The 13,008-nt window shown below is 76.1% G+C and carries 13 protein-coding genes; 4 read left to right on the top strand and 9 right to left on the bottom strand.

Going from position 1 to position 13,008, the window contains the following annotated elements; genetic code table 11:
• Window positions 1–173 precede the first annotated feature (173 nt).
• Window positions 174–1,121, top strand: a complete 948-nt coding sequence (locus tag ACIQVD_RS08620; RefSeq protein WP_400678793.1) for a GlxA family transcriptional regulator — start codon at window positions 174–176, stop codon at window positions 1,119–1,121.
• 24 nt (window positions 1,122–1,145) lie between these two features.
• Here ACIQVD_RS08620 and ACIQVD_RS08615 read toward each other — a convergent pair whose 3' ends face one another.
• Together ACIQVD_RS08615 and ACIQVD_RS08610 are read right to left on the bottom strand one after the other, a co-directional pair.
• Window positions 1,146–2,876, bottom strand: a complete 1,731-nt coding sequence (locus tag ACIQVD_RS08615; RefSeq protein WP_402287072.1) for a serine/threonine-protein kinase — start codon at window positions 2,874–2,876, stop codon at window positions 1,146–1,148.
• Window positions 2,877–3,098: 222 nt separating this feature from the next.
• On the bottom strand, window positions 3,099–4,010 hold the full coding sequence (locus ACIQVD_RS08610; protein WP_402287070.1) for a helix-turn-helix domain-containing protein: 912 nt from the start codon (window positions 4,008–4,010) through the stop codon (window positions 3,099–3,101).
• Between the two features lie 193 nt (window positions 4,011–4,203).
• Between ACIQVD_RS08610 and ACIQVD_RS08605 the strand changes: the two genes are divergently transcribed.
• On the top strand, window positions 4,204–5,367 hold the full coding sequence (locus ACIQVD_RS08605; protein WP_402287067.1) for an alpha-hydroxy-acid oxidizing protein: 1,164 nt from the start codon (window positions 4,204–4,206) through the stop codon (window positions 5,365–5,367).
• A gap of 213 nt (window positions 5,368–5,580) precedes the next feature.
• On the opposite strand, the gene ACIQVD_RS08600 is transcribed toward ACIQVD_RS08605, so the two are convergent.
• Both ACIQVD_RS08600 and ACIQVD_RS08595 read right to left on the bottom strand, forming a co-directional pair.
• Complete coding sequence (locus tag ACIQVD_RS08600) at window positions 5,581–6,018, bottom strand: ATP-binding protein (protein WP_400678788.1); 438 nt, start codon at window positions 6,016–6,018, stop codon at window positions 5,581–5,583.
• 412 nt (window positions 6,019–6,430) lie between these two features.
• A complete protein-coding gene (locus ACIQVD_RS08595; RefSeq protein ID WP_233533582.1) occupies window positions 6,431–6,913 on the bottom strand; it encodes an Lrp/AsnC family transcriptional regulator in 483 nt (160 codons plus the stop codon).
• A gap of 111 nt (window positions 6,914–7,024) precedes the next feature.
• Between ACIQVD_RS08595 and ACIQVD_RS08590 the strand changes: the two genes are divergently transcribed.
• Entirely contained in the window at window positions 7,025–8,176 is a 1,152-nt protein-coding gene (locus ACIQVD_RS08590) for a trans-sulfuration enzyme family protein (protein ID WP_402287063.1), read from the top strand.
• A gap of 8 nt (window positions 8,177–8,184) precedes the next feature.
• Here ACIQVD_RS08590 and ACIQVD_RS08585 read toward each other — a convergent pair whose 3' ends face one another.
• The 4 genes from ACIQVD_RS08585 to ACIQVD_RS08570 form a co-directional block, all read right to left on the bottom strand.
• The gene (locus ACIQVD_RS08585; RefSeq protein WP_402287062.1) at window positions 8,185–8,997 is read right to left on the bottom strand and encodes a DUF1028 domain-containing protein; all 813 of its coding nucleotides are present in this window, start codon (window positions 8,995–8,997) and stop codon (window positions 8,185–8,187) included.
• A gap of 229 nt (window positions 8,998–9,226) precedes the next feature.
• On the bottom strand, window positions 9,227–9,538 hold the full coding sequence (locus ACIQVD_RS08580; protein ID WP_400678784.1) for a GNAT family N-acetyltransferase: 312 nt from the start codon (window positions 9,536–9,538) through the stop codon (window positions 9,227–9,229).
• Between the two features lie 18 nt (window positions 9,539–9,556).
• Window positions 9,557–10,189, bottom strand: coding sequence for an FMN reductase (locus ACIQVD_RS08575; RefSeq protein WP_402287056.1), 633 nt, complete (start codon window positions 10,187–10,189; stop codon window positions 9,557–9,559).
• Window positions 10,186–11,274: an LLM class flavin-dependent oxidoreductase gene (locus ACIQVD_RS08570; protein ID WP_400678782.1), complete on the bottom strand. Its 1,089-nt coding sequence runs from the start codon at window positions 11,272–11,274 to the stop codon at window positions 10,186–10,188. Before ACIQVD_RS08570 ends, ACIQVD_RS08575 begins: the two co-directional genes overlap by 4 nt.
• 242 nt (window positions 11,275–11,516) lie before the next feature.
• Between ACIQVD_RS08570 and ACIQVD_RS08565 the strand changes: the two genes are divergently transcribed.
• Complete coding sequence (locus ACIQVD_RS08565; protein WP_402287053.1) at window positions 11,517–12,179, top strand: TNT domain-containing protein; 663 nt, start codon at window positions 11,517–11,519, stop codon at window positions 12,177–12,179.
• Here ACIQVD_RS08565 and ACIQVD_RS08560 read toward each other — a convergent pair.
• A complete protein-coding gene (locus tag ACIQVD_RS08560; protein ID WP_402287051.1) occupies window positions 12,172–12,831 on the bottom strand; it encodes a PadR family transcriptional regulator in 660 nt (219 codons plus the stop codon). The genes ACIQVD_RS08565 and ACIQVD_RS08560 overlap by 8 nt on opposite strands.
• Window positions 12,832–13,008 lie beyond the last annotated feature (177 nt).

Below are 13,008 nucleotides of genomic sequence, written 5' to 3'. Positions count from 1 at the left end.
GGGGCCTTGCGCGCCCCGGCCCCGCCAGCCTGCTCCCCGGGCCGGGCGCCGGGCAGTGGCCCGGATGCCGTTCCTGCGGAAGTTCGGGCCACCCGCCGCTCCCGCGCCCGGGGCCGCTCCCGACGGCCCGTAGCCTGGCGGCCCGCACACCAGCGCCTCCGGAGGTCCGGGTCATGCACCGCGTCGCCGTCATCGCCGTCCCGCCCGTCACCGCCTTCGACCTGTCGATCCCCGACCTGGTCCTCGGCGAGGCCCGGGTCGACGGCCGGCGCGCCTACCGGGTACGGGTCTGCGGCAGCGCGCCGGGGCCGGTCGCCTCCGGCGGCAGCCTGCAGGTGGCCGTCCCGCACGGGCTGGAGGCCGTCGACGACGCCGACACCGTGCTGGTCACCGGCACGGGCGCCCGCGACGACGTCGACCCCGCGGTGCTGGCCGCACTGCGCCGGGCGCACGCGAACGGCGCGCGGATCGCCTCGATCTGCACCGGCGCGTTCGTCCTCGCCGAGGCCGGGCTGCTGGACGGCCGCACCGCCACCACGTTCTGGGCCCGGTCGGCGGAGTTCGCCCGCCGCTACCCGGCGGTGACGCTCCGCCCGGACGTGCTGTTCGTCGAGGACGGCACCGTGCTGACCTCGGCCGGGCTGTCCGCCGGCATCGACCTGTGCCTGCACCTGATCCGGCTGGACCACGGCGCCGCCGCCGCGAACGCCGCCGCCCGGCTGATCGTCGCCGCGCCCGTCCGGCCGGGCGGGCAGGCCCAGTTCATCCGGTCGCCGCTGCCGCCGGACCGGGCCGGCGCCTCGCTCGCCCCGACCCGCGCCTGGGCGCTGGAACGCCTGCACGAACCGCTCGGCCGCCCCGCCCTCGCGGCGCACGCGAAGGTCAGCGTCCGGACCCTGACCCGCCGCTTCGAGGCCGAGACCGGCCTGACGCCGCTCCAGTGGCTCCTGCACCAGCGGGTCGACCGCGCCCGGGAGCTGCTGGAGACCACCGACCTGCCCGTCCCGCGGGTCGCCGAGCTCAGCGGCCTGGCCACCGCCGACTCGCTGCGCCACCACCTGGCCCGCCGCACCGGCCTCACCCCGACCGCCTACCGGGCCGCGTTCACCCGGCGCGGGTGACCTCGACACCACGGCGCGCCGGTGTCAGGAGTGGCGCGCCAGGTCCCCGGTGAAGCCCTGCTGGACGAAGTGCAGCGAGCCGTCCTTGTTCGGGGTGAGGACGCCGTCGCCGGAGAGCGGGGTGCAGCCGGCGCTGACCGTCTCGGGCAGCGAGCGGGCCACCAGGCGGGTCTTGGTCGCGGAGACCAGGGCCGCCTCGTTGGTGCACACGACCTGGTTGGTGCCCAGGCCGCCGTCGCTCTCCACGAAGGCGATCGTGTCACCGACCGCGCCCTGGTGGACGGTGATCCGGATGACGAGCCGCGGCCCGTTCCCGGACGCGCTGATCGGCCCCTCGAAGATGCCCAGGAACGCGTCCGCGACGGCGTCCCCGTCGTCCGGGGGCGAGGGCGAGGGGGACGCCGACGGGGAGGGCGAGGACGACGGCGAGGGCGCGGGCTCGGCCTTCTTGCTGTCGTGCCCGGCCGGGGTGACCGTCCCGGTCGGCCGGGCGCTCCCGCTGCTGGTGACCGCCGGGCTGCCGGACGGCCCGTCCGCGACGTCGTCCGTCCCGCCCGTCCCGCCCGTCGCGACCCACACGCCCAGGCCCGCCAGCACCGCCGCGACGACACCGGTGGCGACCAGCGGCGCCACCCGGCGCTTGGCCGGCGGCTGCGGGGCGGGGTGGGGCGTGTGCGGGTGGGGGTACGGGTACTGGCCGGGCGGGGTGGGCGCGGCGGCCGGGTAGCCCGGCGGGGGCGGGCCGAAGCCCGGGGACGGCGGGTACGGGGCGGTGGCCGCCTGGTACGGGGCGGTCGGCGGCGCGGCGGGCGTCGGCGGCGCGGCCAGGACGGTGGCCGGGGGCAGCGGCCGCGACTCCAGGTCGAGCAGGGCGACGGCCATCCGCGCCACCTCCTCGGAGACCGCGCCGGGCAGCCAGCTCCGGTCGCCGAGCCCGGTCTGGCCGGCGGCGCTGCGGACCAGCCGCTCCCGGATGGCGGCCGGGGTCGGCCGGCGCTCCGGGTCCTTGTCCAGGCAGTTGCGCACCAGTTCGAGCAACTCGCCGTCCAGGCCGTCGAGTTCCGGTTCCTCGTGGACGATCCGGTAGAGCAGTCCGGCGGCGCTGTCCTGCTCGCCGAACGGGGCCCGCCCGGTGGCGGCGAAGGCGAGCACCGCGCCGAGCCCGAACACGTCGCCGGCCGGTCCGGACGGTCGGCCCCGGGCCTGCTCGGGCGACATGAACCCGGGCGAGCCGACCACGTAGCCGGACCTGGTCAGGGCGGAGGTCGCGTCCAGCGCCCGGGAGATGCCGAAGTCGATCAGCCGCGGCCCGTCCAGCGCCAGCAGCACGTTCGACGGCTTGACGTCCCGGTGGAGCAGCCCCAGCTCGTGCACGGCCGCCAGGGCGTCGGCCAGGCCGGTGCCCAGCGCCCGCACGGTGACCGGCGGCAGCGGCCCGAACTGCCGCACCGCGTCCGACAGCGAGGGCCCGGCGACGTAGCCGGTGGCCACCCACGGCTGCGGCCCCTCGGTGTCGGCGTCCAGCACCGGCGCGGTCCACCGGCCGCCGACCCGCCGGGCCGCGGCCACCTCCTGCCGGAAGCGCTGCCGGAACTCCCGGTCCCCGGCGAACTCCTGGCGGACCGTCTTCACCGCCACCGTCCGGCCGCCCGCCGTCCGCCCGAGGAACACCTCGCCCATGCCGCCGGCCCCCAGCCGCCCCAGCAGCCGGTACGGGCCGACCGTGTGCGGATCGCCCGCCCCGAGAGTCTCCAACGTTCCGTGCTCCTAGGCTGGTTCCGCGCCGCTGTCAGGAGAAGCCCCCGCGACCGATCACAGGACCTTCACCGGGCACCCTAGGGGTCCACCCCCTCCCGACGACACCGCCGGGCCCTTTTCCAGACCGGATCGGAACCTGACGGTGACGCACTGCGGACACGGGCGCCGGTCAGCGCCCCTCCGCGCCGGTCAGCGCCGGTCAGCGCCGGTCAGTGCCGGTCAGTGCCGGTCGACGCCGCCGCGGACGGCCGCGCGGAAGGCGGTGGGGGTGGTGCCGGTGCGCTGGTGGAAGAACTTGGCGAAGTTGGCGGCGTCGGCGAAGCCCAGGTGGTCGGCGATCCGGGCGGCGGAGCTGTCGCTGTGGGCGAGCAGGCGCTTGGCCTCCAGGACGGCCCGGCGGTCGACGAACTCCTTGGCGCCGACGCCCGCGGCGGCCAGGGTGGCCCGGGAGAGGGTGCGCGGGGAGTAGCCGAGCAGCCGCGCGTAGTCCTCGACCCGGCGGGTGCGGGTGAAGTGGTGCTCGACGGCCTGCCGGAAGCGCCGGTAGGTCTCGCCGGGTTCGCCCGCGGCGCTGCCGCACAGCACCGCGGGGTGGGCCAGCCGCAGCAGCAGCGCGGCCAGCAGGTGGCGCAGCAGGGCGTGGCGGACCTCGGCGGGCAGGTCCGCGCCGGAGGCGTACTCGCGGTGCAGGTGGCGCACCGCGTGGAGCAGGGCCTCCCGGTCGGTGCCGTCGGTGTGCAGGACGGCGGCGGCGAAGGGGTCGTCGAGCCGGGCGGCGGCGACGGTCGCCGGGTCGGGGAAGCCGGGTTCGAAGAGCACCAGGGTGCCGTCCGCGTCGCCGAGTTCGCCCCACTGCTGGACCTGGCCGGGCCGGACCCAGAGCCAACTGCCCGGTTCGACGGTGTGCGCGGTGAAGTCGACGGTGTGGCGCAGCCGGCCGCGTTCCAGGGTGAGCAGGTGGTGGAAGGCGGGGCGCTGCGGGCGGTGGAAGTCCCCGTCGGTGGCGGCGGCCCGGCGGGCGCGCAGGTCGGCGAGCGTCATGACCTCGACGCCGGCCGGTCCGCCGGGTGGCGCGGTGAACGGGACCTCGGGGATCGCCGTCCCGGACGTCTGGGGTTGGTTCGCTCGCATGGTCACCACATCCGCTGCCAGGCTACCTCCGGTCGATCTTCCACCGGGAGGGCGGGAGCGCGGGGGCGCGGGGGCGCGGGAGGCCGGCGGCCCGGCGGCCCGGCGGCCCCGGGGCCCGGTGGCGCGGCCCTTGACCACCGCCCGGCGGCCGGTGGAACGTGGGGCCTCCCCCACCCACCCCCGAGGAGCGCGGATGGCCCCCCAGTTCGGCGACTACCAGAACGAGATCTACTTCGAGGCGCTGTTCGGCGTCGCCCCGAAGTACCCGATGACGTACGCGGGCCTGGCCGAGCGGGCCCGGGCGGCGCTCGCGCCGGAGCTGTGGTCGTACGTCGCGGGCGGGGCGGGCGACGAGCACACCCAGCGGGCGAACGCCGCGGCGTTCGAGCGGTGGGGGCTGGTGCCGCGGATGCTGGTGGGCGCGAAGGAGCGGGACCTGCGGGTGGACCTGTTCGGGCTGGAGCTGGCCTCGCCGCTGTTCCTGGCGCCGGTGGGGGTGGTGGGGCTGTGCGCGCCGGACGGGCACGGGGACGTGGCGACGGCCCGGGCGGCGGCCCGCACGGGGGTGCCGATGGTGGCCTCGACGCTCTCGGTGGACCCGATGGAGGCGGTGGCGGCGGAGCTGGGCGACACCCCGGGCTTCTTCCAGCTGTACACGCCGACCGACCGGGCGCTGGCCGAGTCGCTGGTGCACCGGGCGGAGGCGGCCGGGTTCAAGGCGCTGGTGGTCACCCTGGACACCTGGGTGACCGGCTGGCGGCCGCGCGACCTGGGCAGCGGCAGCTTCCCGCAGCTGCGCGGGCACTGCCTGGCGAACTACACCTCGGACCCGGTGTTCCGGGCCCGGCTCCAGGACCCGGACGGGGACCCGCGCGGCGCGGTGATGGACTGGGTGCAGGTCTTCGGCAACCCGCTGACCTGGGACGACCTGCCGTGGCTGCGTTCGCTGACCGGGCTGCCGATCGTGCTGAAGGGCCTGTGCCACCCGGAGGACGTGCGCCGGGCCGTGGACGCGGGCGTGGACGGGGTCTACTGCTCGAACCACGGCGGTCGGCAGGCGAACGGCGGGCTGCCCGCGCTGGAGTCGCTGGCCGAGGTGGTCGAGGCGGCGGACGGCCGGCCGGTGCTGTTCGACTCGGGCGTGCGCAGCGGCGCGGACGTGGTCAAGGCGCTGGCGCTGGGCGCGACGGCGGTGGGCGTGGGGCGGCCGTACGTGTACGGGCTGGCGCTGGGCGGCGAGGCGGGCGCGGTGCACGTGCTGCGCTCGCTGCTGGCGGAGGCGGACCTGCTGATGGCGGTGGACGGGTACCCGTCGCTGGAGAGCCTGCGCGCGCCGGGCGCACTGCGGCGCTGCTGAGCGCCGGGTCCGGCGCTCCGGCTTATTGCGACTTACTTGCAATAACAGTTGGCATGCAGCAGAGTGGAGCCGCGGGGTCGTCCGACGATCGTCTTCCCAACCGGCGTCCGCCGGGACGCGGCGCCGGCCCCGCGCCAGACCTCTCCCCCGCGCCCGCCCGGCCCAGCACCCGCCCGCACCCCGCGCGTTCAGCGCCCACCCGCCCCGGCGCGCTCAGCGCCCGACCGGCAGGCGCACCACCATGGTCTTGCCGCCGCCGTCCGGATCGGCGACGGTCTCCGTCACCCCGCCGGCCAGTGCGGCCAGCTCGTGCACCAGGCCCAGGCCCCAGCCGCCGCTGCCGTCCTGGTGCGGAACCTCGGGGCGCTGCGGGCAGTGCGGGTGCCGGTCGTGCACCCGGATCGCCAGTTCGCCCGCGCCGAAGTCGAGTTGGAGCACGGTGCGGGGCGAGCGCGGGGCGGCGTGGCGGACCGCGTTGGTGACCAGTTCGCTGACCACCAGCAGCACGGTGTCGGTCAGCGGATCGTCCGGGCCGATCCCGCGGGCGGCCAGTTCGGCGCGCGCCCCCCGGCGCGCCTCGGGTACGGACGCGGGCACGGTCGCCAGGCTCAGGCAGTAGCGCACGGTCTGGGGTGGGTCCGCGACAGCCATGGTCGGTCCCTTCGCAACGGGGGCGACCGGGGTGGGAGCGGAAGGGCGCCGTCGTCCGGCCGCGTCGGGGCTCGGCAGCCCTGCCCCGTCCGAGCGAACCGGACAGATCACCGATACTCAGTACGGTAAGGCCGAACGGGCCCGACTGCGGCGGCGGATGCTGGACAGTGGCCACAACTCGCCACCATCCCGCGCCTCCTGGGGATCATGTCCGCCGACCTGCCGGAACCCCTCGGCCCCGGTCCGCCGGAGAGCGCCACCGCACCTGCGGGTGCCGAGCCGCGCCGCGCTCCGCCTCCGCCCGTCCCGCGGAGCCGGTGGACGCCCCGCCCGGCGCGCTGCGCCCTCCGCCGCCGCCGGCCGCCCCGATGGCCGCTGGACGAGGCCGGCCGCAGGCCGGGCCGACGGGGCGTCAGATCGGTGATCCGGCCCCGGGGATGCGCTCGAAGACCAGGTTGGTGCGGGTCTGCGCGACCGCCGGGTGGGTGGTCAGGTGGTCGACCACGAAGCAGCGCAGCGCCTCCGGATCGGCCACCGCCACGTGCAGCAGGTAGTCGTCGCTGCCCGCCATGTGGAACACCGCCAGCACGCCCGGCAGCCCGGGCGCGGCGGCCCGGAAGCTGCCGTTCTGCTCCCGGGTGTGCGCCCGCAGCCGCACCGAGATCATCGCCTGCAGCGGCAGCCCGACCGCCGGCAGGTCCACCTCCGCGTGGTACCCGGCGATCACCCCGCGCCCGCGCAGCGCCCGCACCCGTGCCAGGCAGGTGGACGGGGCCACCCCGACCTGCTCGGCCAGCGCGTTGTTGGGCGTGCGGGCGTCGGCCAGCAGCGCCCGCACGATCGCGCGGTCGACCTCGTCGAGCTCCGCCGCGCGGGCCCGTGGAATGTTCGGCACGCCACCAGCGTGGCGGCCCGCGCCGAACATCCGCAAGGGTGCCGCCGCCCCCGCCGAATCATCTGCCGTCACTCTGGCCATTCGACGCCCACCCGTTCACCATCGAGCGCCATGAGCCGACTCGACACCCGAGCCGTGCACGCCGGCCGCGACGACCTCGCCGGACTCGGCACGCACGTCCCCCCGCTCGACCTGTCCACCACTTACCCCGTACCGGACCTCACCACCGGCGGCGACGCCTACCAGGCGCTGGCGACCGGCGGACGCCCGCCCGCCGAGGGCGGCCTGGTCTACCAGCGGCTGTGGAACCCCACCGTCGCCCGCTTCGAACAGGCGCTGGCCGAACTGGAGGGCTGCGCCGAGGCGGTGGCCTTCTCCTCCGGCATGGCCGCGCTCTCCGCCTGCCTGCTCGCCGCCGCCGCAGAGGGCCGCCGGCACGTGGTGGCGCTGCGCCCGCTGTACGGCGGCTCCGACCACCTGCTGGACTCCGGCCTGCTCGGCACCGAGGTGACCTGGGCCGCCCCCGGCACGCTGGCCGCCGCGCTGCGCCCCGACACCGGGCTCGTCCTGGTCGAGACCCCCGGCAACCCCACCCTGGACCTGCTCGACCTGGCCGCGACCGCCGAACGCTGCGGCGGCGTCCCGCTGCTGGTCGACAACACCTTCGCCACCCCGGTCCTGCAGAACCCCGCCGCGTTCGGCGCCACCCTGGTGCTGCACTCGGCGACCAAGTCGATCGGCGGCCACGGCGACGTGCTGGCCGGGGCGGTGGCCTGCACCGCCGCCTGGGCGGAGCGGCTGCGCCGGGTCCGGGCCGTCACCGGCGCCGTCCTGCACCCGCTGGCCGGCTACCTGCTGCACCGCGGCCTGCAGACCCTGCCGCTGCGGGTGCGCGCCGCCTCCGCCTCCGCCGCCCGGATCGCCGACTGGCTGGCCGAACAGCCCGAGGTCGCCGCCGTGCACTACCCGGGCCGCTCCGGCTCGCCGCTGCTCGGACGCCAACTCCGGGGCGGCGGAAGCACCCTGGCCTTCGAGGCGGCCGGCGGTCACCCGCACGCCGCGGCGATCGCCGAGCGCTGCGAACTGATCACCCACGCGGTCTCGCTCGGCGGCGTCGACACCCTGATCCAGCACCCCGCCTCGCTCACCCACCGCCCGGTGGCCGCCGCGCACAAGCCGGCCGGGGCCGTCCTGCGGCTCTCCGTCGGCCTGGAGGACCCGGACGACCTGATCGCCGACCTGGCCAAGGCACTGCTGCACTGAGCGGGCCGTCACCGCACCCCGGAGGCCGCCCGCAGGTGGTCGAGCACCAGCGGGTCTATCCGGCCCTCGGCGAGGCGGCCCTCCAGGTTCTCCACCCCGGCCCAGCGGTCCAGCGAGTCGTACCCGAGCCCGCCCAGCAACCGCCGCACCTCCTCGGCCAGTTCACCCTCCAGCGGGAGCAGCTCGGCCGGGTCGGACACCCCGTGCAGCACCTCGTGGACGGCCAGCAGCCGCCCCAACTCGCCCACCGGGTCCGGGTGGTCGTCCACCCGCAGGTCGTACGCGAGGTCGCCCCACCCGCCGACGCCCTGGCCCGGGTCCACCACGTACAGCGCGGCGCCCTGCCGCCCGCGGGCGTCCCCGCCCGCCGCGTCCCCGGCCGCGAGGGCGGCCACCAGCCGTTCGGCGAACGGCAGTTCGGCGGAGGCCAGCCAGGCCGCGGCCATCTCCCGCACCACCTCGGGCCCGGTCAGGATGTTCCCCTGCACCGCGTACCCGTCCCCGGCCAGACCCCCCGCCCAGGGCAGGCACTCCTCCCCCGTGTACGTCTCCGCCCGCCCGTCCGCCCCGACCACGCCCAACTGCCGGTGCGCCCGCCGCTCGTCGGCCGCCAGCAGCGCCGCCACCGCCTCCGCCGGCGAGGCCCCGCTGCGCAGCATCGCCATCCCCTGCGGCCGGTACGCCAGATTGGCCCACGCCTGCGTCGCCAACGCCCCGACCCCCGCCTCGGCCGCGGGCACCAACGCCCCCACCGAGAGGAACTTGCTCGCCACTGCCACACCGAGCGCACTGCCCTGCCGGGCCACGATGGAAAAGGTCACGACCGGCGACGATAGCCCTCCCCGGGCGGTTCGTCCACGCCCCGCAGCCCCCCGGCAAGGCCCGGCACGACGGGTGACAGGGGCGCGGGGACCTGCGCGCCGCGGCAGGAGCACACCGGCCAGGTCGCGCGACCGTGCAGGACACCGTCCTGCGTCGCGATCCGGCTGTGCGTGCCCGCCCTGGCGCGCAGGTCCCCGCGCCCCTGGTTCCGCCGTCAGGCGTGTGCGCTCAGAGGTCGAACGCGGCGCGCTTCTCCTCCGGCACCAGCGTCACGTACTCCGGGTGCTTGGCGATCCAGCCGCGGATGAACGGGCAGTACGGCAGGACGTTCGCGCCGCGGTCGCGGACGGTGTCCAGCGCGGCGCGGGCCAGCTTGCCGCCCAGGCCCTGGCCCTCGAAGGCGGGGTCGATGACGGTGTGGACGAAGGCGAACGTCCGTCCCTCGTCGCGGAGTTGGTACTCGGCGAAACCGGCGGGGCCGGCGTCGGTGCTGATCTCGAAGCGGGACTGCTCGGTGTTGTCGTGGATTCGGGGTTCCATCGGTGTCTGCTCCTCGGGTCAGTGGGCGCGCAGCGCCGCGAGTTGCCGGGCGAAGGGGACGACCTGCTCGGTCGGCCGGGTGCGGGGGGTGGCGGGCCGGCCGGCGAGGCTCTCGGCGAGTTCGCCGGCCGCCCGGGCGATCCGTCCGGCGAGCGAGCCGTCGCCGCCGCCGGTGCCGTCGGCGCCCCAGTCCTCGGAGGCGGCGAAGACGGCGGTGGGGACGACGGCGGCGCGCAGGTAGGAGAACAGCGGGCGCAGGGCGTGTTCGAGGGCGAGGCTGTGCCGGGCGGTGCCGCCGGTGGCGGCGATCAGCACGGGCTTGCCGGTCAGCGCGTCCCTGTCGAGCACGTCCACGAAGGACTTGAACAGCCCGCTGTAGGAGGCGGAGAAGATCGGCGTGACGGCGATCAGCCCGTCCGCCTCCTCGACCGCCCGCACGGCGTCGCGCAGCGCGGGCGGCGGGAAGCCGGTGACCAGGTTGTCGGCGATGTCCCGGGCGAGTCCGCGCAGTTCGACCACCCGGACGTCGACCTCCCGGCCGGCCGCGCGCAGGTCGCGGGCGGTGGCCTCGGCGAGGCGGTCGGCGAGCAGCCGGGTGGAGGACGGGACGCTCAGGCCGGCCGTCACCACGACGAGGTTGAGGGTGTTCACGGGGTGGTCACCTCCTCGCGGGCGGCGACCCGCGCGGCGTGGGTGGGGCCGTCGGGCACCTGCGCCGGGCGGCCGGCGGCGAACTCCTTGCGCAGCACCGGGACGACCTCCTCGCCGAGCAGGTCGAGCTGTTCCAGGACCGTCTTGAGCGGGAGCCCGGCGTGGTCCATCAGGAAGAGCTGGCGCTGGTAGTCGCCGAAGGTCTCGCGGAAGGCGAGCGTCTTCTCGATGACCTCCTGCGGGCTGCCGACGGTGAGCGGGGTCTGCTCGGTGAACTCCTCCAGCGAGGGGCCGTGGCCGTAGACCGGGGCGTTGTCGAAGTAGGGGCGGAACTCGCGGACCGCGTCCTGGGAGTTGGCGCGCATGAAGACCTGCCCGCCGAGGCCGACGATCGCCTGCTCGGGGGTGCCGTGGCCGTAGTGGGCGTAGCGCTCCCGGTAGAGCTCGATCAGGCGCTGGAAGTGCTCCTTGGGCCAGAAGATGTTGTTGGCGAAGAAGCCGTCGCCGTAGTAGGCGGCCTGTTCGGCGATCTCGGGGCTGCGGATGGAGCCGTGCCAGACGAACGGCGGGGTGTCGTCGAGCGGGCGCGGGGTGGAGGTGAAGGACTGCAGCGGGGTGCGGAAGCGGCCCTGCCAGTCGACGTTCTCCTCGCGCCAGAGCTGGTGCAGCAGCGCGTAGTTCTCGATCGCGAGCGGGATGCCCTGGCGGATGTCCTTGCCGAACCACGGGTAGACCGGGCCGGTGTTGCCGCGGCCCATCATCACGTCGACCCGGCCCTCGGCGAGGTGCTGGAGCATCGCGAAGTCCTCGGCGATCTTCACCGGGTCGTTGGTGGTGATCAGCGTGGTGGAGGTGGAGAGGATCAGCTTCTCGGTCCGGGCCGCGACGTAGCCGAGCATGGTGGTCGGCGAGGACGGGACGAACGGCGGGTTGTGGTGCTCGCCGGTGGCGAACACGTCGAGCCCGACCTCCTCGGCCTTGAGCGCGATGGCCACCATGGCCTTGATCCGCTCGTGCTCGGTGGGGGTCCGCCCGGTGGTGGGGTCGGTGGTCACGTCGCCGACGCTGAAGATGCCGAACTGCACCGTTCTCAACTCCTTCGAGGTTGATTCAACATTCAACCACTCGCGACAACGGGACGCCACTCCGACCTATTCCCGCCACCGCGCTCCCGGGGTTGACCGAATCGCCGACACTCTCAGCAGTCGTCCGGACACGCAGAGTTGACCGACCGTCCGCTCGTCCGCTTACCTGATGTGCGGCACCGGACGCGGACGGTCACCCCGCCGCGCCGGAGCCCTCCCGCGTCCCGCCCGACCGTCCCGGAGTGTCCGTGCGCCTGCGCCAGTTCCTCGCCCCGCTCGTCGCCGCCGTCGCCCTGTTCGCCACCGCCGCGCCCGGCGCGTCCGCCGCCCCCGTCGAGGTGCGGATCGGCCTCGGCCTCGGCACCGAGTGCTCCGCCGCCTTCCGGCACGACGACGCCCGCCTCGGCCCCGACCGGCTGCCCGACGCCGGGCCGGTCGGCCGCCAGCTGTTCGGCTACCTGCGCACCGGGCTGCTCGGCGAGCAGCAGTTCCTGAGCACCTACTACGACAGCGCGGCCGGCAGCTGGAAGTACCCGCCCTCCGACGGCTACCTGCTGCTGCCCGACGGCACCCCGATCGAGGGCGAGACCACCCTGCGGCCCGGCCAGGCCGTCGACCGCTACGGCAGCGAGTACGGCGCGTTCCTCGCCCCCGAGGGCCTGCCGTACGCCAACCGCTCGATCCCGCCGTCCAGCCTGGACGGCAGCCCGGCGGCCGGGTGCAACTACCACGACTACCGGGTGCTCAAGCCGTTCGAGGTGCACTCCGGCCCGATCGCGCCCTGGTTCGGCCAGCCCGGCCTGGGCCTCCAGTACCAGCTGGACGGCGCCCTGGTGCCGGGCGCGCCGAGCCGGCTGAACGTGGCCTGGCTGGTCGCCAACGGCTACCTCGACCGGATCATCTGACGCCGCCCCCGGCCGGGCCGGCACCGCTCGGGCGCGCGCCGCCCCCGGCCCGGCCCGCACCGCTCCCGCCCGGACCGACGCCCTCCCCGGACGGGCCCGCACCGTCCCCGGCCGGGCCCGCACCGTCCCCGGCCCGGCCGGCCAGCGCCTCGTCCAGCCAGGCCAGCCAGAACGACTCCAGCTGGATGCCCGCCCGCAGCACCAGGTGCTGCGGGCGGTTCTCCGTCCCGGCCCGCTCCGGCGGGAAGTCCCGCCGCTCGATCTCCAGGTACTCCGCCAACTGCGCCCGGTGCAGCTCGCGGTGCCGGGCCAGCTCCGCCTCAAGCCCGCCCGCCCCGAGCACGGCGGCCGCCCGCAGCCGCAGCAGCAGCGGGTCGCGGACCGGCTTCGGGTCCTGCGCCAGGGCGGTCCACCGGGCCAGTTCCGCCCGTCCCTCCGGCAGCACCTCGTACTCCTTGCGCTGCCCCCGCCCGGCCCCCGGCCCGGACGCCCGCACCAGCCCCTCGCGCTCCAGCCGCCCCAGTTCGCGGTAGATCTGCTGGTGGGTGGCCGACCAGAAGAACCCGATCGACCGGTCGAACCGCCGGGTCAGCTCCAGCCCCGAGGACGGCTTCTCCAGCAGGGCGGTGAGGATCGCGTGCGGCAGTGACATGCGGCGATCGTACGGGTGGGGCCGGTCCGGACCGCGGCGCGGGCCGGGCGGCGCGCGGTGACGGGACGCCAAGTGCGGCCCGTCGCAGTGGCGTTGACGCCGGGCCGCCGGGCGGGAAAACTCTTGCGGGGTCTTGCGCAGCCCCGCCGGCGGTCCGCATACTCCCGGATAGCGCCT

Source organism: Kitasatospora sp. NPDC090308, from assembly GCF_044769485.1.
Classification (GTDB): domain Bacteria; phylum Actinomycetota; class Actinomycetes; order Streptomycetales; family Streptomycetaceae; genus Kitasatospora; species Kitasatospora fiedleri.
This window is presented reverse-complemented; position numbering and strand designations above follow the sequence as displayed.

Bases quoted from the DNA above. Each gene is read 5' to 3' on its own strand.
- ACIQVD_RS08620 (WP_400678793.1), top strand. From the start codon at position 174: ATGCACCGCGTCGCCGTCATCGCCGTCCCGCCCGTCACCGCCTTCGAC.
- ACIQVD_RS08590 (WP_402287063.1), top strand. From the start codon at position 7,025: ATGAGCCGACTCGACACCCGAGCCGTGCACGCCGGCCGCGACGACCTC.
- ACIQVD_RS08610 (WP_402287070.1), bottom strand. From the start codon at position 4,010: ATGCGAGCGAACCAACCCCAGACGTCCGGGACGGCGATCCCCGAGGTC.
- ACIQVD_RS08605 (WP_402287067.1), top strand. From the start codon at position 4,204: ATGGCCCCCCAGTTCGGCGACTACCAGAACGAGATCTACTTCGAGGCG.
- ACIQVD_RS08600 (WP_400678788.1), bottom strand. From the start codon at position 6,018: ATGGCTGTCGCGGACCCACCCCAGACCGTGCGCTACTGCCTGAGCCTG.
- ACIQVD_RS08580 (WP_400678784.1), bottom strand. From the start codon at position 9,538: ATGGAACCCCGAATCCACGACAACACCGAGCAGTCCCGCTTCGAGATC.
- ACIQVD_RS08560 (WP_402287051.1), bottom strand. From the start codon at position 12,831: ATGTCACTGCCGCACGCGATCCTCACCGCCCTGCTGGAGAAGCCGTCC.